We start from the raw sequence: 20,711 nt of genomic DNA, 5'->3' as shown, positions 1-20,711 counted from the left end.
ATTACTGGCTGATTTCGATCAACCGACGGGGATCCGAAATGAACAGCCGGCTGCGGTTGACCCGCACCAGGCCGTTGGCCTTCAGATCCGCCAGAATTCGGGAGAAGGTTTCCGGCTGCATGGCCAGCCTGGAGGCCACCAGACACTTGGGTAGCGGCAACTCTACTTCTCCACCCTCCTCTGCACCGTTGGGCAGCAGGTCGATCAGGTAGCGGATCAGGCGGTCACGGGCGCTCTGGACGGTCATGATTTCCAGGTCATGGAATCTGGAAACCGCGCGCTTGGCGTAATGCCGCAGGGCTGCCTGGGCGTATCCGGGATTGCTTTCCAGCATGTCCTGGTAGGCTTTGACCGGGATCATCAGCACCTCGCTGGACTTCAGGGCTTCTGCATAGCAGGCATACCGGGGCGGATCGGCGTAGATCATGACTTCGGCGAAACAGTCACCAGGGGCGATGCTGTCGAGGGTCCGGTCAATGCCGGAGGAGTCCAGGCGGTAAAGACGCAGGCGGCCGGAGATCACGAAGAAGAAATGGTGCGCTGGCATGTCCTGGCGATAGAGCAGCTGGTGATGGCCAAGTCGGATTCTTCGGGATTGCTGGATCAGGTGCTGCAGGTCTTTGCCATTGAGTTCCGAGAACAGTGGATGGCTGCGCAGGGCCTGGAGACCGTCTTCGTCGTCAAAGGGTTTATTTACAGCGACGAGAACGGGCTTGGTGTAGCGGGTTTCGGCCGTTTGGGTCAGTGCCATTGGAGTATCCTCTCTGCATATTCATGCATTCGAAATCATGTTTTAAATAGTAGAAGGATACCGGTTAAAAATCGCTCCCCCCATGGGGGTAGTTGGGGGGTTATTCGGGAGTAATTGATCTAACTCAAAGTGTTTTGTTACTAACTATTTGCGGACCAGAAGTTTTAACTTTGGAGCACAGGATGGTGGGCCGGTTAGCTTTCCAAAACACGCTCCTTGCGGCACATCCGTGTGGCGCTTGGGCTCCGCCATCCATGGCTCCGCACAGTTTTGGAAAGCTAACCGGCCCACCACCCTCCAAACCAAGGAGTTAACCTTTAGATCATCCTGCTCACTGCATTAGTGGCGAGTCCGGCAGCTCCAGATCGACTCCTTCCACCCCGGTTTCCGCTGCCAGAACCTGCAGGTACTGACGGAATGCCCGGCGGGTTACGCTCTCGCTCAGGTACTGTCGGATCTGGGGTTTGACGTGTTCATACGGGAGCTGCTGGCCGTCGATTCGCTGGTCAACGCGGACGATGTGCCAGCCGTAGCGGGTTTCGATCAGTTCCGGGTTCAGGCCTTCTTCCAGGGACAGAACGGGGCGCTCGAATTCTTCCACTGTCTGGCCCTTACTGATCTGGCCGAGGCTGCCGCCCTGGTGGCGGGATTCGCAGGCGGAGTATTGTTTGGCCAGTTGCGCGAACTGGGAGCGTCCGTCGATCAGAGATGACAGCAGCTGGTGGCCGGCTTCTTCCTGGCGGATGCGTTCCTGGACGTCGTCCGGGGCGGCGGCGAGGAGGATGTGGCTGACGGCCATCAGCGTTGGGCTGCGGAAGCGGGCCGGGTTGGCGTTATAAAAGCGTTCGCAGTCTTCCTCTGTGGGATCCGGGACGTTGAGCTCGAGTTCCAGTACCCGCGCGATGCGGTCTTCTTCATCAGCGATGTCATCGAGTTTCAGGCGACTGGCCTGTTGCAGAAGCAACTCGCGGATAACGAGGCTTGTGGCGGCTTCGTGCCAGGCTTCGGCGACTTCTTCGGCCGGGTGGTGCTGCATTTCCCGGGCGATGTCGTCTTCGCCGATGAGTGTTTCACCCACGGTGACTGGCGGGAACTGGTTTCTGGGTTTTTCGGCGTCGCCAACGGGGATCAGTTGCATGATGGTTACCTTTTGATCTGGTTGTCGGATTACGGCTTCGCTAATCCGACCTACGTTTCGTCTTTCGGGCTCGGGAATTTGTCGGATTACGACTTCGTCTAATCCGACCTACGGTAGGTCGGATTAGCGTGGCCCCGCCACGCGTAATCCGACACCTTCACCGTCACCTCAATTCACACCATTACGCCCGCTTGCGAACCACCTGGTACTTCCGACCGAAATACTCCACCGGCACGCTGAGCATGTGCACCAGGCGGGTGAACGGGAAGAGTACGAAGATGGTCAGGCCCAGGAAGATGTGGGTCTTGTAGATCCAGTGCACGTCGGCAATGTAGCCGGCCACGCCGCCCTGGAGGGTAACAATACCCTGGGCCCAGGCGGAGAACTTGAGCATGGTGCTGCCATCCAGGTGGCCCATGGTGGGCAGGATAGTCAGCAGGCCGAGTGCCAGCTGGATGACCAGGATGACGATGATCATGTTGTCCGCAAAGGTGCTGCTGGCCTGAACGCGCGGGTCGGTCAGCCGGCGCCATGCGAGCATACCGCCACCGACAATCGCCATCACGCCGGCGATTCCGCCAACCACGATTGCCATCACCTGCTTGGTGCCAGGGGTCATGAATGGCTCGTAGAGCGCGTGGGGAGTCAGCAGGCCCACCAGGTGGCCGAAAAAGATCACCAGTACGCCGACATGAAACAGCACACTGGCCATCACCATGTTTTTCTTGCGCAGCATCTGGCTGGAATGGGCTTTCCAGGTGAACTGGCCCTGGTCGTAACGGGCCCAGGTGCCAATCACCATGATCGCGATAGCTATGTAGGGATAAACCCCGAAAATCAGTGTATTCAGATAGGACATCATTTCCGTTTCCTCCTGCGCCCTCAGGCGCGCCCTGCCTGACGGGGTGTTGCGTCCGTCATCAGCTGATCACTCAGGTGAATGGTCTGGGTCTGTTCCAGTTCGCGGCGGCGCTGGCCTACAACGCTTCCGGTACTGCAGGAGCTGCCCTGATCATCAACGAACTTCACCATTTCCTCTTCCCAGACCTTATCCAGTGCCTCCGGGGTGTCGTCCCGCTCTTCCGAGGCGACGATCTGGGCCAGCTCCTGGCGGTTTGCTGCGCGCCCGGAGAGGGTCAGCAGCGAATCCATCACCACGTGATAGAAGCTTTCCCGCTGGTACAAGCGTTCACCCAGCAAGCCCAGGATATGGTGGATATCCTCCAGCCAGTTCTGGATCTCGTCCCAAGGGCGGGTGGAGAGGTACTCCAGGAACAGCGGCAGGTAATCCGGCAGTTCCCTGGCGTCGATTTCCAGACCGTTGGTGCGATATTCCTCCATCAGGTCCACCATGGCCTGGCCACGATCCCGGGACTCGCCGTGCACGTGCTCGAACAGCAGCAGGGACGTGGCCCGGCCTTTGTCGAACATGCCGACGTAGTTTTCCTGCATGTCCAGGAGGTCGCCATCGCACAACATCTCCACACAGCGCAGCAGTTGCTCCTTGTTCTGCCTCGGCAGCCGACTGTCCTCAAGGACAGCGGCAATCAGGGCGTCTTTGGAGTCCTGGAGTTCTTCGGTCGGGTACTCAAGCACCCGTGCCAGTACTTTTAAAAGTTGCATCTCCGCCTCCTTATTCCTGCAGCTGTTTGGGGTCAACCTGCTTCACGGTCGACAGCTTCTGGACCATGCTGGTGGTCTGTTTGCGGCCACCGAACATGTTGAATTTGCTGTCGCCGTTGCAGCCTTCACCAAAGCTGAAGCCGCAGCCGTTGCGCTCGCCATGGGCGGTGGCATCAGGGAAGGCTTCTTTCGCCAGCTCGCGGTGGCTGGTGGGGATCACGAAGCGATCCTCGTAGTTGGCGATAGCCAGGTAGCGATACATTTCGTCCGCCTGGGCCTTGGTCAAACCGGCTTCCTCAAGGGCGCGCAGGTCTTCCTTGCCTTCAACGGTCTCGGCACGCTTGTAAAGGCGCATGGCCATAATCCGCTTAAGGGCCCGGACAATAGGCTTCTCGTCACCTGCGGTGAGCAGGTTGGCCAGGTACTTCACCGGGATCCGCAGGCTTTCGATCTTCGGCAGTATGCCGTCGAATTCGACCTTACCGGCTTCCGCCGCGGACTGGATCGGGCTCAGGGGCGGCACGTACCAGACCATGGGCAGGGTGCGGTATTCCGGATGCAGAGGCAGGGCCAGTTTCCAGTCCACCGCCATCTTGTACACCGGGCTCTGCTGGGCGGCTTCAATCACATTCATCGGAATGCCATCTTTCTTCGCCTGCTCGATCACTTTCGGATCGAACGGGTCCAGGAAGATTTCCAGCTGCTTCTCGTACAGCTCGTGCTCGCCCGGGGCGCTGGCCACTTCCTCGATGCGGTCTGCGTCATACAGCAGCACACCCAGATAGCGAATCCGGCCGACACAGGTCTCGGAGCACACGGTCGGCATGCCCGCTTCGATACGCGGGTAGCAGAAAATGCACTTCTCGGACTTGCCGGTTTTCCAGTTGAAGTAGATCTTCTTGTACGGGCAGCCGGAGACACACATCCGCCAGCCACGGCACTTGTCCTGGTCGATCAGGACGATGCCGTCTTCCTCACGCTTGTAGATGGCACCACTCGGGCAGCTGGCAACACACGCCGGGTTCAGGCAGTGCTCGCACAGGCGCGGCAGGTACATCATGAAGGTGTTTTCGAACTGGCCGTAGATATCCGCCTGCACCTGGTCAAAGTTCTTGTCCTTGCGACGCTTGGCGAACTCGGTACCGAGAATCTCTTCCCAGTTCGGGCCCCATTCGATTTTCTGCATGCGCTGGCCGGAGATCAGCGAGCGCGGCCGTGCAACCGGCTGGTGCTTGGTATCGCCGGCGGTGTGCAGGTGCTGGTAATCGAAATCAAACGGCTCATAGTAGTCGTCGATCTGGGGCAGATCGGGGTTGGCGAAGATGTTCGCCAGTACCCGGAAACGGCCACCGATCTTCGGACGGATCTTGCCGGAGCTGTCACGCATCCAGCCGCCCTTCCACTTGTCCTGGTTCTCCCACTCTTTCGGGTAGCCGATACCAGGCTTGGTCTCGACGTTGTTAAACCAGGCGTATTCCATGCCTTCACGGCTGGTCCATACGTTTTTGCAGGTTACTGAACAGGTGTGGCAACCGATGCACTTGTCCAGGTTCAGCACCATGCCGACTTGGGAACGGATTTTCATTTTACAGCCTCCTGAACAGTGTCATTGCCTTCACCGTCGAGCCAGTCGACGTTGTGCATCTTGCGAACCACCACGAATTCGTCGCGGTTGGAACCTACGGTGCCGTAGTAGTTGAAGCCGTAGGAATACTGGGCGTAACCGCCGATCATGTGGGTCGGCTTCGGGCACACCCGGGTGACCGAGTTGTGGATTCCGCCTCGAGTCCCGGTGATTTCCGAACCGGGAATGTTCACGATCCGCTCCTGGGCGTGGTACATCATCACCATGCCGGGCATCACGCGCTGACTCACAACCGCCCGGGCCGCAATGGCGCCATTGGCGTTGAACAGCTCAATCCAGTCGTTGTCCTCGATGGCCAGTTCTTTGGCGTCGTCTTCACTCAGCCACACGATTGGCCCACCGCGGGACAGGGTCAGCATCAGCAGGTTGTCGCTGTAGGTGCTGTGAATACCCCACTTCTGGTGCGGCGTAATCCAGTTCAACGCTTTCTCGGCGTTACCGTTGCTGCGCTGGTTCAGCATGCTGCTGACCGTCTTGGTGTTGATGGGCGGACGGTAGACCAGCAGGCTTTCACCGAAGGCGCGCATCCACTCGTGATCCTGGTAGAACTGCTGCCGCCCGGTGAGGGTGCGCCAGGGGATCAGCTCGTGAACGTTGGTGTAGCCGGCGTTGTAGGACACGTGTTCGTCTTCCAGGCCAGACCAGGTCGGGCTGGAGATGATCTTGCGCGGCTGCGCCACAACGTCCCGGAAGCGGATTTTTTCCTCTTCCTTGTTCTTTGCCAGATGGGTGTGATCCAGGCCGGTAAACTCGGACAATGCCGCCCAGGCTTTTACCGCCACCTGGCCATTGGTTTCCGGCGCCAGGGTCAGAATCACTTCCGCGGCATCAATAGCACTCTCAATCTTCGGACGGCCTGCATTGGCTCCGTCAATGTGCTTGTAGTTCAGCTCACCCAGGAACTTCACTTCTTTCTCGGTATTCCAGTTGATGCCCTTGCCACCATTACCCAGCTTGTCGAGCAGCGGCCCGAGCGAGGTGAAACGTGCGTAGGTGTTCGGATAGTCCCGCTCAACGGTGATGAAGTTGGGCGCGGTCTTGCCCGGGATCAGGTCGCACTCACCGCGCTTCCAGTCCTTCACATCGAACGGCTGGCCCAGCTCGGCCGGCGCGTCGTGCAGCAGCGGCAGAGTCACCACATCTTTTTCGACGCCCAGGTGACCCTCGGTAGCCTTGGAGAACGCCTTGGCAATGCCCTTGTAGATTTCCCAGTCACTGCGCGCTTCCCAGGCCGGATCGGTGGCTGCGGTCAGTGGGTGGATGAACGGGTGCATGTCCGATGTGTTCAGGTCGTTCTTCTCGTACCAGGTGGCCGTCGGCAGAACGATGTCGGAATACAGACAGGTGGTGGACATGCGGAAGTCCAGGGTCACCAGCAGGTCGAGCTTGCCTTCCGGCGCTTCGTCATGCCATTTGACCTCTTTCGGTTTTGCACCACCCTCGTGGCCGAGATCCTTGCCCTGCAGGCCACTCTTGGTGCCCAGCAGGTACTTGAGCATGTACTCGTGGCCCTTGCCGGAGGAACCCAGAAGGTTGGAGCGCCAGATAAACATATTGCGCGGATGGTTCTGGGGCGCTTCAGGATCCTCGGCGGCGAAGGCCAGGGAGCCGTCTTTCATGGACTGCGCCACGTAGTCCGACACTTCCATGCCCGCTTTTTCAGCTTCTGCGGCAATACCCAGAGGGTTGCGGTTCAGCTGGGGGGCAGACGGCAACCAGCCCATGCGCTCTGCACGAACGTTGTAATCGATCAGGCTGCCACTGAATTTGGACTTGTCCGCCAATGGCGACAGGATCTCGTCAACACCCAACTTCTCATAGCGCCACTGGCCGGAGTGGGCATAAAAGAAGGAGGTGGAGTTCATGTGCCGGGGCGGACGCTGCCAGTCCAGACCAAAGGCCAGGGGCTGCCAGCCGGTCTGCGGACGCAGCTTTTCCTGGCCAACATAGTGGGCCCAGCCGCCACCGCTCTGGCCGATACAGCCACACATGATCAGCATGTTGATCAGACCGCGGTAGTTCATGTCCATGTGGTACCAGTGGTTCATACCGGCACCGACGATGACCATGGAACGGCCTTTGGTCTTGTCAGCGTTGTCCGCGAACTCGCGGGCAATGCGGATTACTTTGTCTGCAGGAACACCAGTGATCTTTTCCTGCCACGCCGGTGTGTACGGCTTCACTTCATCGTATGACGTAGCGCCGTCATCCTCGCCCAGACCTCGGCTGATGCCGTAGTTGGCAACCATCAGGTCATAGACGGTAACCACGCGACCTTCAGAGCCATCCGCCAGTTGCACCTTGCGGGTACCCAGTTTGTGCTTGAGGATGTCCTTGATTTCCACGTGCTGGAAGTGGTCGTGCTCGATGCCACCGAAGTACGGGAAGGCGACATCGACAACATCATCGTGCTTTTCGACCATGGACAGCTGCAGGTTTACATCGGAGCCCTTGGCGGCCTGCTTCAGGTTCCACTTGCCCTTCTCACCCCAACGATAGCCAATAGAGCCGTTAGGCGCAGTCAGCTCACCGGAGGCTTCATCAATGGCGATGGTTTTCCACTCGGGGTTGTTTTCTTCACCCAGTCCATCCACCAGGTCACTGGCGCGCAGGAAGCGGCCCGGCACGAAGCTGCCGTCATCCTTCTCTTCCAGCATGACCAGATAAGGCATGTCGGTGTAGCGACGTACGTAGTCGGTGAAGTACTCGCTCGGCTTGTCGACATGGAACTCTTTCAGGATCACGTGACCCATGGCCATGCCCAGAGCGGCATCGGTACCCTGTTTGGGGTTCATCCACTCGTCGGACAGCTTGGAGACTTCGGCGTAATCCGGAGTAATGGCGACGGTTTTGGTGCCCTTGTAGCGAACTTCCGTGAAGAAGTGAGCGTCCGGGGTACGGGTCTGGGGTACGTTGGAGCCCCAGGCAATGATGTAGCCGGAGTTGTACCAGTCGGCGGATTCCGGCACGTCGGTCTGCTCACCCCAGGTTTGCGGGGAGGCCGGCGGCAGGTCGCAGTACCAGTCATAGAAGCTCATGCAGACGCCGCCGATCATGGACAGGTAACGGCTGCCGGCCGCGTAGGACACCATGGACATGGCGGGAATCGGCGAGAAGCCAATGATGCGGTCCGGGCCATGCTTTTTGGCGGTGTAGACGTTGGAGGCGCCAATCAGCTCGTTGACTTCGTCCCAGCTGGAGCGCACGAATCCGCCCATACCACGGCGAGGCTTGTACTCAGCGGTTTTCTTGGGGTCTTCCACGATAGAAGCCCAGGCTTCCACCGGGTCATTGAACTGCATCCGCGCGGCACGCCAAAGCTTCATCAGGTGCTTGCGCATCAGCGGATACTTCAGGCGGTTTGCGCTGTACATGTACCAGGAGTAGCTGGCACCACGGGGGCAACCACGGGGCTCATGGTTGGGCAGATCCGGACGGGTACGGGGGTAATCGGTTTGCTGGGTTTCCCAGGTAACCAGGCCGTTCTTGACGTAAATTTTCCAGCTGCAGGAGCCGGTGCAGTTTACGCCGTGGGTGGAACGCACGATCTTGTCGTGCTGCCAGCGCTGGCGGTAGCTGTCTTCCCACTCGCGACTGACTTCGTGGGTTTCGCCATGGCCGTTGGCGAACGGCTCGCGCTTCTTCCTGAAGTAGTTCAGTTTATCGATCAAATGACTCATGGTCTCTCTCTCCGTCTGCCGGATCGTTGCTCCGATTTGAGACCATTGTGTGTGAGAAAAGCCGCGAAATCTGCGTGGTTACTACCTCATAACCCGCTCCTACCTCCCCGGGGGTAGGCGGCTTATATCCCCGGATGGAGAAGGTGTTCACGCTCATGCCGGCGACTTTCCCGGGCAAACAGGAAAAGACAGACAAGCAGCAGTAGAAAGAGGATCATGAAGACCGCGCTGCGGATGCCCAGCCAGTGGTTAACGCTGCTGAAGATCACTGGCAGCACAAAAGCGACGGAACACGCGCTCACCAGAAGCAGTCCGGCGACAAAGGCCGCCACCGAACGGTTTTCAACAATAACCAGCCGCTGGAGGCCACCCATAGTGCAGCCCATGGCCAGCCCGAGGGTGACGACAAATAAACCCTCTACTTGCATGGGCAGAGCAAATTCAACGCGGATCGTGGCGTCAACGCCCTGGATAAACAGCGTCATGGGCGGGTAGGACAAAACAAACAACGCGATCAGACAGACCACCAGCGCCCGGCTGACTACCCTTGCACTGCCGAATCGATCGGAGAACCCACCTCCCACGATCTGGGCCAAGGCTCCGGGAATAACAAACCATTGAGCCAGACGGGCGCCGGAATCCACTGACAGATCGAACTGTGAAGACAGATAATCCGGCAGCCACAAGGCCAATGCAAAGAAGCTGCCGGCGACAACGCCAAAATAGCCACAAAGCTGACCGGCCCGCTTCGTCTGCATGCGGTGTAGCAGCACCCGGACTGACGTTTCGGCGGTCGGGTCCGCCTCGGCGTCTTCCGGATCGGTGAGCATGACCAGCAATGCAAGTACCAGAACCAGTACGATCAGATAGGCCAGTGGCACCCCGTGCCATGAAAAGGCCTCATGGAACAGTGGCACCAGATAGTAATTGAATCCTGCGCCAGTCACGCCGGCGCCAAACACCCCCAGCACAAGACCCAGGCGTGGGGATTCACAGTGCCCCGTCACGAACTGCAGCCCGGCACTGTAAAATCCGCCAGCGAGCCCGAGGCCGCCCGCGGCAATGAGGTAGCCGGGGAAGGTATCGGTGGTCAGAAGTATCACCATGCAGGCCGCGAGCCCGGCAAGACAGATCAGCATGATCCGGCGGGCGCCGAATTTCTGTGCCGCAAGACCAGCTGGAACCGCCAGCGCCGCTCCGACCGCCATCGGCATTGCCAGCAGGAATCCAAACTGAAAGTTGCTGAGATCCAGTTCCGCGCGGAGATGGACCCCGGCCACCGCAAACAGAGTCCAGCAGCCGGCAGCGACTACAAAGCCAGCAACTGCTAACGGCAGTACCACTGCCAATGACGCCAGCCGGTCATCTGCACGATCCGTTTCGGACTTCATTACTGTCGCTCTTCTGGAAACCTGCTTTTTAGTTTCATCTTTTGATCATAAAAGGGTCAAAGATTATGATGGGTTACCAACCATTGGGGTAATTGACTATCCTCAAGGAGGTATCACGGAATCCTGGTGCGAGGCATAATTGTGCCCGCTCCGTCACACGCATTGATGCGCAAGAGATTGAATGAAATCCAGAAGCCAGCTTGTAAACCGAATCGCCCTCGTTGTTGGCGCTGTGGTGGTGACAGCTCTTGTCAGCATGGCGACCACGCTTGCGGTGTCGAAAAGTATCGAAGGCAACGCCACCGCGATTAATCTGGCGGGTGCGCTGCGTATGGGAGCCTTCCAGTTGCTCGCCCGGAGCGCGGGTCCTGTCACGTCAGAGTCCAGGGATGAGTCTATCGGTCAGATGCTGGACCAATACGAGACAAAGTTGTCTGACTCCAGTATCACCAAAGCCATCCCGGAGAGTCCCGAACACCCGCTCGCCACCCAGTACCAGGCCATTCTGGAGTCCTGGACAACCATGCTGCGGCCTGCCCTGCTGGAACACGACCCGAGCACGCCGGTAACCAAGGCCATGCTCAGCTCAACCCAGAGCTATGTTAATAACGTCGACCAGCTGGTGAATATGCTGGAACAGCGAACCGAAGCCCGCATTGACCTGCTGCACCTGATCCAGATTATCAGCCTGGCGTTTTCCATCCTGATCATCGCGGCGCTGTTCATCGATCTGAAGAACCGTATTTTGCGGCCATTGCGCAAACTCGTAGGTATTGCCAACGCCGTTGGCGAACAGGATTTCTCCCAAAAAGCCAACCTGGCCGGGTCCGATGAGCTGGCCCAGCTGGGCCAGGCTTTTGACCAGATGACCAGCGAGCTGGCGCTGACCTACTACGAGCTGGAAGAAAGGGCCCGCCTGAAAACGGAAGAACTGGAAAAGAGCCACACGGCCCTTCAGCTCCTGCATTCCGCAAGCCGGGACCTGTTTGCCAAACACGATCTGTGCCATGGCGCAATTCCTATGCTCCAGGAACTTGAACAGCTACTGGGCATCGGCCCAATCCGACTCTATCTTCATGACAAAACGTCCGCAGAGCCGGTGGAAGCTATCACCACGGCCTCCCGGGAGCGGCCCTTTTACTGTCGTGATCACCACTGTAATGCCTGCCTGGTTACGCCGGAGGCCTATGACGAGCTTCCCGTGGAATCCAACGATGGTCGTCGGCTCCTGCTTCCGATCCGAACACCCGGGCAACTGCTGGGCACCCTGGAAGTCTGGTACCCGGCCGAAGAAGGTCTCTCCAAAACGTCACGCCGGCTTCTGGAAACCCTCAGCGACCAATTGGCTACCGCCATTTTCCTCGAGCGGCAAATCACCGAGGAACAGCAGCAGACGCTCGCCGAAGAGCGCACGGTGATTGCACGGGAACTTCACGATTCCCTGGCCCAGTCGCTGTCCTATCTGAAAATGCAGGTTGCCCGACTGCGCCGCCTCAACATTGACGGCGACCAGCAGCAGATTCACGAGGCGATTCTCGACGAGCTCAGCACCGGTCTCAACAGCGCCTATCGTCAGCTCAGGGAGTTGCTCGCCACCTTCCGCCTGAAGCTGGACACGCCGGATCTGTCCTCCGCCCTGCAAAAGACCATTGAAGAGTTTTCCGAGCGGTTGGGTAAGCCGGTTGAGCTGCAGTACAATCTGCCGCCCCACACACTGTCGCCGAATGAAGAGATCCATACCCTGCAGATTGTGCGGGAAGGGCTGGCCAACGCGGTCAAGCACGCGGATGCTACGGACATCACCGTGGATGTCCTGTTCGAGTCACCGCAAGTGCGGGTCAGAATCATGGACAATGGCAAGGGGCTGCCCGGCAGTGACCAGCCCGTTAACCACTACGGACTGATCATCATGCAGGACCGCGCCCGAACCCTGGGCGGCAAGGTCGAGGTGAGGAACCGGGATGAAGGGGGTGTGGAAGTGACGCTGTCGTTTGTTCCGAAAAGCCGCAATCTCATTCCCACAGAAACATCCAATGCCTGAAAACAAGAGAGATATCGATGTCTGAGTCACCCGCTAGTATTCTGCTGATCGACGATCACCCGCTTCTCCGTCAGGGCATCAAACAGCTCATCGACATGGAAGACGATATGGTCGTGGCCGGAGAAGCCAGCAACGCTGCCGACGGCATTCGGCTGGCCACCGAGTTGGAGCCCGACCTGATCCTCATGGACTTGAACATGCCCGAGATGGATGGCATTGAGGCCCTGAAGAAACTGCGGGAACAGAACATCAGCTCCCGCATTGTGATGTTTACCGTGTCGGATCAGGAAGACGATGTTGTAGCGGCACTCCGGGCCGGTGCAGACGGCTACCTGCTGAAGGACATGGAGCCTGAAGACATGATCGCCCAGCTCCATCAGGCAGCGGTCGGCAAAATGGTGATCAGCGACCGCCTGACCACGCTGCTGGCCCAGGCATTGCGCTCCAACAAACCCCAGCAGGCGTCACGCCCGGATTTCGACAGCCTGACCCCAAGGGAAAAGGACATCCTGCGCCTGATCGCCGAAGGCCTGTCCAACAAGATGATTGGCCGCAAGCTAGACATCAGTGACGGCACCGTCAAGGTCCATGTGAAGCATCTGCTGAAGAAGCTGAACCTGCGCTCCCGGGTGGAAGTGGCCGTTTGGGCGGTGGAAGAGGGCCTGCACAAGGGCTGAGTTATATCAAATCGTTCCAGAGCACTTTGCTTTACTCTGTGCCGGTCACTGACCGCCCGGAGTAAAGCATGGCTTTTTCACTACCTTCCATTGCCTCCCTGAACTCTCCCCTGATTGGGCAAACGCTTTTCGTCCTTCGAGAGTACCTGCCCTCCCCCGTGCCCATGCTGGGCGCTATTGATCGCAGAATCCCGGTGCCGCTCAAGCAGCTGGCTGCAGAAGCACCGCTCAACCGCATTTTTGCCCAGGCCATTGACGACGGAGAATTCGATGACTTTGAAGGCCGACGTATTCGCCTGGAGGTGAATGGAGGACAACCCGGCATCACCATTGGCTTCTGGGCCGGCCGACTACGGGTGATCGACGGCCCCGGGGAGGCAACCATCCGGGGCTCGCTGACCGCCTTCAGAACCCTGGCGGAACGTCGACAGGACCCCGACCAGTTGTTTTTCCAGCGTCGGCTGGTTATTGAAGGCGACACCGAGCTGGGACTGCACCTGAAAAACCTGCTCGATAGCGTGGAGTGGAAGGTGAAGATTGACTATCTTTACGCAAGATTCAAGAGCCGCCCGTGGCGGCAAAGCAAACCCCAAATTTGAGAAAATCCAATGGATAAACACGACAGCAAACTCCCTAAAACCTTCGTTGCCTTCAGCGAAAGATTTCCAGAGCTTCAAGAGGCACACCAGCAGCTCGGTGAAGCCCTTGCCGATGCCGGACCTCTGGATGAAAAAATGCGCGCTTTGGTAAAGCTCGGCGTTTGCGTTGGTGCGGGTCGCGAATCCGCGTTGAAGTCCCACATTCGTCGCAGTCTGGAACTGGGCATCACACGCAAGGAAATTGAGCACGCGCTGGTGCTGGGGATGAATTCAGTAGGCTTTCCAGCGACGGTTGCCGCCTGGCAGTGGGCTCAGGAAGCCCTCAGTCAGGATTGAGGGTTACTCGCGGCCCGTGCGAGCGGGCGAATCAAAGACGATATCCAACCTGGCATGTCTCGGCATGCTGGGTGCCGGCCTCTTCCCCACTAACACGCGCCGCCATTCCCGGAACTTCCTGCCTGGCAAGCAAAGAGGCCAGGCGGTCGCGAGCTTCTATTGGCACTTCAGCATTAACGTTTACCGGCTCCCCTTTTTCTGGATTTCTCACGCTGTCGCTTTGCCTGGTTGGATTTGCACTCATCACTGACAAGATCCAGCCACCTCAAGTGCTGGAGCCAGATATCGTCTTTCATGTTTTCAGGTTTGTTTGCAGCCATCACTTCCTCTCTATCCCGACATAAAATGCCAGACGCTATCGATGAAATACTGCGTATGAACGCGCCGCTGATGTCTAACCGCCGAGTTACCACTGGGGATTTGGAAATTGGCGGAAGGACAATTCCAGCGGGCGAGAAGATCACTATCGTCAACCTGGAAGCGGCGCCCGAAGATCAGCCCGAACGGTCGGTTTTCCCGACTGTCGGCTTCAGCTACCTGCCGGTAACCATTAGCAAACGATAAGTACAGCTCCGGTCAAAAAGCGGCGGCCCTGCTGGCCGCCATAGTCAATATCATTTCCAGTAGTCGTTGGCTGCGGCCACGGTCTGGAAATGGACAGCTATCACTTCGAATGCATGAATAAGTGCCTCACCATCCTGCGAGTACTTTGCACGCTCACGGAACAAAAACCCGATCTGGCAGGATCAGAACACAGCAGACTGCGTTTCCCATGAGACCACTCAGTTAACCGATTTTTCCTCTTTCAACCCCATCTTTTTCAGGAGCATCATTGCCGGACACCATTTGGTGAATGCAGACTGGATAAGGTTGAGGGCAATAAAGCCGGTAAACAGCAGCCAGTAGGGGCTTACGTAGTGGGCGAGCAGAATGGAGATCAGGGTGAACACGCCTGCCATCAGGCGAAGACCTTCATTAATTGTCATAACGCACGTCCTTGGGGGAATAACGATATACCATCCACCCATTGCGCTTTTTTGGGCAATGACACAAATCATTTTTCAAGCAGATGAACCATGACACTGGCCAAGCTGACATCCGGTTTCCGATGGCATGGTGTCAGCAGCACACTCTGGCAATCAGCCGTGTTAACGGACAGTTTCAAAGCTGTTCGTTTAGCACAAAATTCCGAAGCGCCATGGCATTGTTGTACTCAGTATCCTTCGCAGCAAATACCAGCGTTATTCGCTTGTGTTCATCAAGCAGTCGCCGGAGCGTATTCAGGTCCTCAGCGGCCAGGTCAGATTTGAGTTCTTTCAGATAGCGCTCACAAAACTCCGGCCATTTGTCCGGATCATGACCAAACCATTTGCGCAGTTCGGTAGACGGGGCAAGTCCTTTGAGCCAGTGGGCAATGTCGACATCTTCCTTGGCGACACCCCGGGGCCAGATGCGATCCACCAGTATGCGGGGGCCGTCTGAGCTGTCGGCGCTGTCATAGGCTCTTTTTAGGAGGATATCCATAGTTCCCTCGCTATCCTGACGTAGTAGCTCCGACCCTACTCCCTGAGTTTTGTGCTTGCAAAAGCGGGTCAAGGGTCAGCCTGCCACTTTGAGGGATCACTCGCGGCCCTTCGCACTTCACCGATTGACAAACTAATACGCTCAGGTTGCAAACCCGCATTCTTGCCATCAGAATAAAGTAATTAATTACTTTCTTTTGTGAGGCACTGATGAGAACCACCCCGGAACCCGGGAAACGGGCCTACCAGAGCACCGAACAACGCCAGTCCGAGACCATTGAGGCCGTGGTGCATCTGTGCGCGGAGCAGGACCCATCCAGCCTGACCACGGCCCGCATTGCTCAAAAGGTCGGAGTGTCTCAAGGAGCTCTTTTCAAGCACTTTCCCAACAAGAGCAGCCTGTGGGAGTCAGTAGCTGGTTGGGTCGCGGGCCAGCTGACAACGCAGGTATTCAGTGTTGCAGACCAGTACGAACAGGCAGACAAAGCCCTGGAAGCCATGTTTCTGGCACATATCGGTTTTATTGCTCGCCATCCAGGCATCCCGAGACTGATGCTCGGTGAGCTTCAGAAACCGGGCAACCAACCCGCCAAGCGCATCATTCGCCAGACTCTGGCCCTCTACCGCCAGAAAATCGTTTCACTACTACATCGCGGCATTGAACAACAACACATCACCCCCTCTATCGACACCGAAGCCGCCGCAGTGCTTTATATTGGCGCCATCCAGGGGCTGGTGGTACAGGCCATGGTGGGTGGAGACATTGCCTCTATCGAGCAGTCGGCGCCTCGCATTTTCAAGCTGTTCAGCGCCAGCTTCAGGGAGACCAGCCATGACCCGAAAGAATAAACTTACACTCGCCCTGGCGCTGATCGCCGGCATTGTCTTTGTGGTGATTATGGTGAAGCTAAGGCAGCCACCGGAGCGAACAACTGAACAGGCAACAACAACACCGGCAAGAATTCTTGAAATCACACCCCTGACCGTCCACACCGAAGTCCGTGGTTATGGCCAGGTGCTACCAGCCCGGAGCTGGAAGGCTGTGGCCAACGTGGGCGGTCGCATTACCTGGAAGCATCCGGATCTGGAGAGCGGCAACCTGATCCCCGCAGATACACGCCTGCTGCAGATCGACCCTACCCGTTACCGGCTGGCTGAGGCGTCGGCCAAAGCGGATATCGCCGGCATTGAAGCGGAACTACGGCAACTGGTCCAGGAACAGCGGAACATCCGGAAGCTGCTGGAGCTCGAAAACCGTCGGCTGGACCTTGCCCAGAGGGAACTGGAACGGGCAAAAACGCTGGTGGAGCGTGGTGCCCTTTCGGAAACCCGGCTTGATGAACAACAGCGGGCCACCCTGCAGCAACAACAGGCGGTGCAGTCCCTGCAAAACCAGCTCAACCTGATTCCCGTGCGCAAGGATACCCTGGACGCCCGTCTGGCCCGCAGTGAATCCGCCCTCGCCAATGCGCGAGAAGACCTTGAAGACACCCGTTTCGAAGCCCCCTGGGATATGCGGGTTCACCAGTCCGACATCGAAACCGGCCAACAGGTAAATCCTGGCCAGACCCTGTTCGTGGCAGACGATATCACCGCAGCCGAAGCCACCGTACAGCTGGAGATAGCAGAGCTTCGTAACGTGCTGTTCCAGCTACCAGGCGTTCCTGAGCTGCCAGATCACAACCGGGCTGCTACGGGCTTTACCGACTTCCACCAGCAATTGCCACTGGAGTCACTGACTGTCTCGGTACAGCCGACCGGTGTACCCGACAGTCACTGGCCTGGCAAGCTGACCCGCGTTACCGGCAGCCTTGACCCGGCCACCCGCACCGTTCAGGCCGTAGTCACGGTGGAAGAGCCATACCGTGATGCCAACCCCCCGGCACGGCCACCGCTGGTAAGAAACATGTTTGTTCAGGCGACGATCACTGTGCCGACGCCCGAGCCCGTGCTGGTAGTGCCAGCCAGCGCTATTCATCAGGGCGTGGTCTATCTGGCCGACGACGATAACCGCCTGCAACGACAACCGGTCACTCTGGCCTGGCAACAAGGTGAGCTTGCTGTGATCAGCGGCGGGCTGGAACCTGGAGACCGGCTGATACTGGACGATCTGATTCCTGCCATTGAGGGCACACTACTGAGCCCAGGGATTGATGAACAGGCCCGTCAGTGGCTGGAGAAACAGGCCGCAGGAGGCCAGCCATGATCCGCTGGTTTGCCGGCCACCCTACCGCGGGCAACCTGCTGCTGATTCTGATTCTGGCGATGGGTCTGTTTGCCGCGCCCAACCTGCCCCGGGAAACATTCCCCGACTACCTGCCACCGGAAGTCAGTATTACCATGGAATACCGGGGTGCCACCGCAGCAGATGTGGAAGAAGCCATCTGCCAGCGCCTTGGCGAAGCATTGCAGCGTGTGGACTACATGGAGGAAATCTCCTGCACTGCACGGGACAACCAGGCCCAGACTATTGCCAGCATGGCGCCCCAGGGCGATATGGGCCGATTCCTGGATGATATTCGCACTGAAATCGAGGCCCTAACCGATCTGCCGGAGGAAGCCGAAGACCCGATTATCCGCGAGCTTTACCGCACCAGCCTGGTAGCTGCTATCGCGGTTTACGGGCCCATGAGCTTTCCCCACCTGGAGGCTTACACCAACGAGCTGGAAGACCGGCTTTTCGCCATGAATGGCGTCGCCGATGTCATCCCCGTTGGCCTGTCCCAGCGCCAATGGCACATCGAGGTCTCCCGGGATCTGCTGCGTCAGTACGGCCTGGGCGTGTCCGACATCGCCCGTGCCATCAACAGGCAGAATCTGGACATGCCGCTGGGCAACATTGAAACCAACAGCCAGGACATCCAGTTGCGGTTTGTGGACGAGCGGCGCTCACTGCAAGCCCTGGCCGAGATCCCCATTATCGGCGGCGAAGCCGGTGCAGTGCTCACCCTGGGCGATCTCGCCACCATTACCGAAGCCCATGAACGGGAAGAGGAACGGGTGGAATTCAACGGCCAGCGGGCCATTATTCTGGAGATCCACAAGAACCGGCACGACGATGCCCTGCGGGTAATGGATTCGCTGCAAGCCTTTGTTGATGAGGAAAAGGCCCGCCGTGGTGGCACCGTGGAGCTGGAGATTACCCAGAACATGACATCCATCGTCCGGGACCGCTTGCAGATGCTGGTGGGTAACGGCATCACCGGTCTGCTACTGGTGGGCCTGGTGATGGCGCTGTTCTTCCGCCCCCGCCTCGCCTTCTGGGCCCTGTTCGGCCTGCCCTCCGCTTTTGCCGGGGCGTTCATAATGATGGCCCTCACCGGTCTGTCGCTGAACATGATCACTCTGGTGGCCCTGCTAATGGCTATCGGCATCGTCATGGACGACTCCGTGGTGATCACCGACAACATCGTCCAGAACTCAACCCAGGGCTTCAGCCCGCTGGAAGCAGCGGTCAAAGGCACGCATCAAATTCTGCCCGGGGTGCTGTCGTCGTTTCTGACCACGGTTTCCGTGTTCATCCCGCTGGCGTTTCTTTCCGGGGAACTGGGGGCTGTGCTGGAGGTTCTTCCGGTGGTTCTGATTGCCGCCCTGGCGGCCTCGTTGATCGAAGCATTCTGGATACTCCCCCACCACCTCAAAAGTGGTCTGGGGAAAAAACGCGAGCACGCGCCTTCACGCTTCCGCACTGCGTTCGACGACGGCTTTGAAACGGTCCGGGAAAAAGTCGGGCAACTGGCGGACGGGGCTATCCGTTTCCGATACCTGGTATTGGCGGCCATGCTGCTGATAATACTTGGTTCAGTGGGGCTAATGGCCGGCGGCCAGGTGCGCATGGAAGCCATGCCGGAGATTGAGGGCGATGTACTGGAGGCGCGGGTACTGATGCCCCAGGGCACCCCCCTTCACCAGACGCGAGCCATTACTGACCGCATCAGTTCGGCCATGCGCAGCCTCAATGAGCAATACACTCCGGAACAGCCCGACCAGCAGGCTCTGGTACAGAACATTCAGACCCGCTTCAACGAGCACGCCGGGGCCGGCGAGAAAGGTGCCCATGTGGCAACTGTCATGGCCGATTTGCTGACCGCCGAAATTCGCACCGTGGATCTGGCCACTCTGACCGACCGCTGGTATCAGGAAATCGGCGAAATTCCCGGCCTGATCGCCCTGAACATCCAGGAACCCGGTTTCGGACCGGCGGGCGTTCCCATCGAAGTCCGCCTGCAGGGCACCGATCTGGACGAACTTAAAGCCGCGGCCCGTTTTCTGGGGGAGAACATCGCCCGCTATAACGGCACGTTCAACGTGCTGGATAATCTCCGCCCCGGCAAACCCCAACGGATCCTGACACTAAAAGACAGCTCCCTGTCCCTTGGCCTGAATGCCGCAGAAGTCGCCAGCCAGATTCGCACCGGACTGCTGGGAGATATCGTGGATACGGTACAGATCGGTGACCAGCACATTGAAATTCTGGTGCGCCAGACCGGTGCCGAACGCAACACACGCCAGTTCCTCGAAGATACCGTAATTACCACCGGCGAGGGCCAGATGGTTCCGTTGAGGGAGGTGGCCTCCATCACCGAGGAAAGGCAATGGTCACAGGTCACCCGTATTGACGGCCAGCGCACCGTCACTGTATCGGCCGATGTTAACGGACGGAAAACCAACGCCGGTGCCATCGTGGCTGACCTACAGAACCAGGTGTTCCCGAAACTGCGCGAGCAGTGGCCGGAAATCAGCCTGCAGGTGGAGGGCCAGACCGCCCGCTCGCAGGAAACCGGCCAGTCCATTGCCCGAGGGTTGTTGATTGGTCTGCTGGGGATTTTCCTAATTCTATCGTTCCAGTTCCGAAGTTACCTGGAGCCGATCATTGTCATGCTGGCCATCCCGGTAGCCTTTATGGGCGCCGTCTGGGGCCACCTCATCATGGGCTACAACCTGTCCATGCCCTCACTGATAGGCGCGGCCTCACTGGCAGGGATTGTGGTGAACAACGCCATTCTTTTGGTGCAGTTCATCAAAAGCTACCGGGAACAGGGTATGAGCGCAGGAGAAGCTGCCGGTGCCGCCAGCCGCGCCCGTTTCCGGGCCATCCTGATTACAACCAGCACCACCGTTGCGGGCCTGTTACCCCTGCTGGCAGAAACCAGCACACAGGCCATGGCGGTAATTCCGCTGGTGATATCAGTGGTGTTCGGTCTGCTGATTTCCACTGTTCTGATTCTGGTGGCGTTACCTGCGCTTTACGCCATTCTTGAGGATTTGGGCTGGGCAAAAACACCTAACCCTGACAGCCCTTAGCTT

Annotated in this window: 18 protein-coding genes; 8 read left to right on the top strand and 10 right to left on the bottom strand. The window is 58.3% G+C overall.

Annotated features, from left to right (window positions below):
• Position 1 precedes the first annotated feature (1 nt).
• The 7 genes from FMN52_RS13275 to FMN52_RS13245 form a co-directional block, all read right to left on the bottom strand.
• Positions 2–751: a Crp/Fnr family transcriptional regulator gene (locus FMN52_RS13275; RefSeq protein ID WP_148609063.1), complete on the bottom strand. Its 750-nt coding sequence runs from the start codon at positions 749–751 to the stop codon at positions 2–4.
• Between the two features lie 331 nt (positions 752–1,082).
• On the bottom strand, positions 1,083–1,889 hold the full coding sequence (locus FMN52_RS13270) for a peptidylprolyl isomerase (RefSeq protein WP_148609062.1): 807 nt from the start codon (positions 1,887–1,889) through the stop codon (positions 1,083–1,085).
• A gap of 181 nt (positions 1,890–2,070) precedes the next feature.
• Positions 2,071–2,748, bottom strand: a complete 678-nt coding sequence (gene narI, locus FMN52_RS13265) for a respiratory nitrate reductase subunit gamma (RefSeq protein ID WP_148609758.1) — start codon at positions 2,746–2,748, stop codon at positions 2,071–2,073.
• A 23-nt stretch (positions 2,749–2,771) separates the two neighbouring features.
• Positions 2,772–3,512 (bottom strand): nitrate reductase molybdenum cofactor assembly chaperone, encoded by a 741-nt coding sequence (narJ, locus tag FMN52_RS13260; RefSeq protein ID WP_148609061.1) that lies wholly within the window; start codon positions 3,510–3,512, stop codon positions 2,772–2,774.
• Positions 3,513–3,522: 10 nt separating this feature from the next.
• Positions 3,523–5,097 (bottom strand): nitrate reductase subunit beta, encoded by a 1,575-nt coding sequence (narH, locus tag FMN52_RS13255; RefSeq protein ID WP_148609060.1) that lies wholly within the window; start codon positions 5,095–5,097, stop codon positions 3,523–3,525.
• A complete protein-coding gene (locus tag FMN52_RS13250) occupies positions 5,094–8,837 on the bottom strand; it encodes a nitrate reductase subunit alpha (protein ID WP_148609059.1) in 3,744 nt (1,247 codons plus the stop codon). Before FMN52_RS13250 ends, narH begins: the two co-directional genes overlap by 4 nt.
• A 122-nt stretch (positions 8,838–8,959) precedes the next feature.
• Entirely contained in the window at positions 8,960–10,228 is a 1,269-nt protein-coding gene (locus tag FMN52_RS13245) for an MFS transporter (protein WP_148609058.1), read from the bottom strand.
• Positions 10,229–10,409: 181 nt separating this feature from the next.
• On the opposite strand from FMN52_RS13245, the gene FMN52_RS13240 reads away from it, so the two are divergent.
• The 4 genes from FMN52_RS13240 to FMN52_RS13225 all read left to right on the top strand — a co-directional run bounded on the left by FMN52_RS13240 (position 10,410) and on the right by FMN52_RS13225 (position 13,881).
• Positions 10,410–12,269: a histidine kinase gene (locus FMN52_RS13240; protein WP_148609057.1), complete on the top strand. Its 1,860-nt coding sequence runs from the start codon at positions 10,410–10,412 to the stop codon at positions 12,267–12,269.
• Between the two features lie 17 nt (positions 12,270–12,286).
• Entirely contained in the window at positions 12,287–12,946 is a 660-nt protein-coding gene (gene narL / locus FMN52_RS13235; RefSeq protein WP_148609056.1) for a two-component system response regulator NarL, read from the top strand.
• Between the two features lie 68 nt (positions 12,947–13,014).
• Positions 13,015–13,545, top strand: coding sequence for an SCP2 sterol-binding domain-containing protein (locus FMN52_RS13230; RefSeq protein ID WP_240339478.1), 531 nt, complete (start codon positions 13,015–13,017; stop codon positions 13,543–13,545).
• 9 nt (positions 13,546–13,554) lie between these two features.
• A complete protein-coding gene (locus tag FMN52_RS13225; RefSeq protein ID WP_148609055.1) occupies positions 13,555–13,881 on the top strand; it encodes a carboxymuconolactone decarboxylase family protein in 327 nt (108 codons plus the stop codon).
• Between the two features lie 31 nt (positions 13,882–13,912).
• Here the strand turns inward: FMN52_RS13225 and FMN52_RS19800 are convergent, their stop codons facing one another.
• The gene (locus FMN52_RS19800; protein ID WP_162525033.1) at positions 13,913–14,125 is read right to left on the bottom strand and encodes a hypothetical protein; all 213 of its coding nucleotides are present in this window, start codon (positions 14,123–14,125) and stop codon (positions 13,913–13,915) included.
• A 101-nt stretch (positions 14,126–14,226) separates the two neighbouring features.
• Here FMN52_RS19800 and FMN52_RS13220 point away from each other — a divergent pair, with 101 nt between their 5' ends.
• A complete protein-coding gene (locus FMN52_RS13220; protein WP_205424928.1) occupies positions 14,227–14,445 on the top strand; it encodes a cytochrome P450 in 219 nt (72 codons plus the stop codon).
• 218 nt (positions 14,446–14,663) lie between these two features.
• Here the strand turns inward: FMN52_RS13220 and FMN52_RS13210 are convergent, their stop codons facing one another.
• Both FMN52_RS13210 and FMN52_RS13205 read right to left on the bottom strand, forming a co-directional pair.
• Positions 14,664–14,867, bottom strand: coding sequence for a DUF2892 domain-containing protein (locus FMN52_RS13210; RefSeq protein ID WP_148609054.1), 204 nt, complete (start codon positions 14,865–14,867; stop codon positions 14,664–14,666).
• A gap of 175 nt (positions 14,868–15,042) precedes the next feature.
• Positions 15,043–15,405, bottom strand: coding sequence for a DUF488 family protein (locus FMN52_RS13205; RefSeq protein WP_148609053.1), 363 nt, complete (start codon positions 15,403–15,405; stop codon positions 15,043–15,045).
• Between the two features lie 209 nt (positions 15,406–15,614).
• Between FMN52_RS13205 and FMN52_RS13200 the strand changes: the two genes are divergently transcribed.
• From FMN52_RS13200 to FMN52_RS13190, 3 genes are read left to right on the top strand one after another with little or no spacing between them, the layout of a single operon-like run.
• On the top strand, positions 15,615–16,253 hold the full coding sequence (locus FMN52_RS13200) for a TetR/AcrR family transcriptional regulator (protein WP_148609052.1): 639 nt from the start codon (positions 15,615–15,617) through the stop codon (positions 16,251–16,253).
• Positions 16,237–17,610 carry an HlyD family efflux transporter periplasmic adaptor subunit gene (locus tag FMN52_RS13195; RefSeq protein ID WP_148609051.1) on the top strand — a complete coding sequence of 458 codons (1,374 nt, stop codon included), beginning with the start codon at positions 16,237–16,239 and terminating at the stop codon, positions 17,608–17,610. The genes FMN52_RS13200 and FMN52_RS13195 overlap by 17 nt, the downstream gene beginning before the upstream one ends.
• A complete protein-coding gene (locus FMN52_RS13190) occupies positions 17,607–20,708 on the top strand; it encodes an efflux RND transporter permease subunit (protein WP_148609050.1) in 3,102 nt (1,033 codons plus the stop codon). The genes FMN52_RS13195 and FMN52_RS13190 overlap by 4 nt, the downstream gene beginning before the upstream one ends.
• Positions 20,709–20,711 lie beyond the last annotated feature (3 nt).

The organism is Marinobacter sp. BW6 (assembly GCF_008107725.1).
In the GTDB taxonomy this organism is placed as follows: domain Bacteria; phylum Pseudomonadota; class Gammaproteobacteria; order Pseudomonadales; family Oleiphilaceae; genus Marinobacter.
The sequence above is the reverse complement of the archived record's forward strand: the minus strand, read 5'-3'. Positions and strand labels throughout refer to the sequence as shown.

Coding starts and splice junctions, on each gene's coding strand:
- FMN52_RS13275 (WP_148609063.1), bottom strand. CDS start 751: ATGGCACTGACCCAAACGGCCGAAACCCGCTACACCAAGCCCGTTCTC.
- FMN52_RS13270 (WP_148609062.1), bottom strand. CDS start 1,889: ATGCAACTGATCCCCGTTGGCGACGCCGAAAAACCCAGAAACCAGTTC.
- narI (WP_148609758.1), bottom strand. CDS start 2,748: ATGTCCTATCTGAATACACTGATTTTCGGGGTTTATCCCTACATAGCT.
- narJ (WP_148609061.1), bottom strand. CDS start 3,512: ATGCAACTTTTAAAAGTACTGGCACGGGTGCTTGAGTACCCGACCGAA.
- narH (WP_148609060.1), bottom strand. CDS start 5,097: ATGAAAATCCGTTCCCAAGTCGGCATGGTGCTGAACCTGGACAAGTGC.
- FMN52_RS13250 (WP_148609059.1), bottom strand. CDS start 8,837: ATGAGTCATTTGATCGATAAACTGAACTACTTCAGGAAGAAGCGCGAG.
- FMN52_RS13245 (WP_148609058.1), bottom strand. CDS start 10,228: ATGAAGTCCGAAACGGATCGTGCAGATGACCGGCTGGCGTCATTGGCA.
- FMN52_RS13240 (WP_148609057.1), top strand. CDS start 10,410: ATGAAATCCAGAAGCCAGCTTGTAAACCGAATCGCCCTCGTTGTTGGC.
- narL (WP_148609056.1), top strand. CDS start 12,287: ATGTCTGAGTCACCCGCTAGTATTCTGCTGATCGACGATCACCCGCTT.
- FMN52_RS13230 (WP_240339478.1), top strand. CDS start 13,015: ATGGCTTTTTCACTACCTTCCATTGCCTCCCTGAACTCTCCCCTGATT.
- FMN52_RS13225 (WP_148609055.1), top strand. CDS start 13,555: ATGGATAAACACGACAGCAAACTCCCTAAAACCTTCGTTGCCTTCAGC.
- FMN52_RS19800 (WP_162525033.1), bottom strand. CDS start 14,125: ATGAGTGCAAATCCAACCAGGCAAAGCGACAGCGTGAGAAATCCAGAA.
- FMN52_RS13220 (WP_205424928.1), top strand. CDS start 14,227: ATGCCAGACGCTATCGATGAAATACTGCGTATGAACGCGCCGCTGATG.
- FMN52_RS13210 (WP_148609054.1), bottom strand. CDS start 14,867: ATGACAATTAATGAAGGTCTTCGCCTGATGGCAGGCGTGTTCACCCTG.
- FMN52_RS13205 (WP_148609053.1), bottom strand. CDS start 15,405: ATGGATATCCTCCTAAAAAGAGCCTATGACAGCGCCGACAGCTCAGAC.
- FMN52_RS13200 (WP_148609052.1), top strand. CDS start 15,615: ATGAGAACCACCCCGGAACCCGGGAAACGGGCCTACCAGAGCACCGAA.
- FMN52_RS13195 (WP_148609051.1), top strand. CDS start 16,237: ATGACCCGAAAGAATAAACTTACACTCGCCCTGGCGCTGATCGCCGGC.
- FMN52_RS13190 (WP_148609050.1), top strand. CDS start 17,607: ATGATCCGCTGGTTTGCCGGCCACCCTACCGCGGGCAACCTGCTGCTG.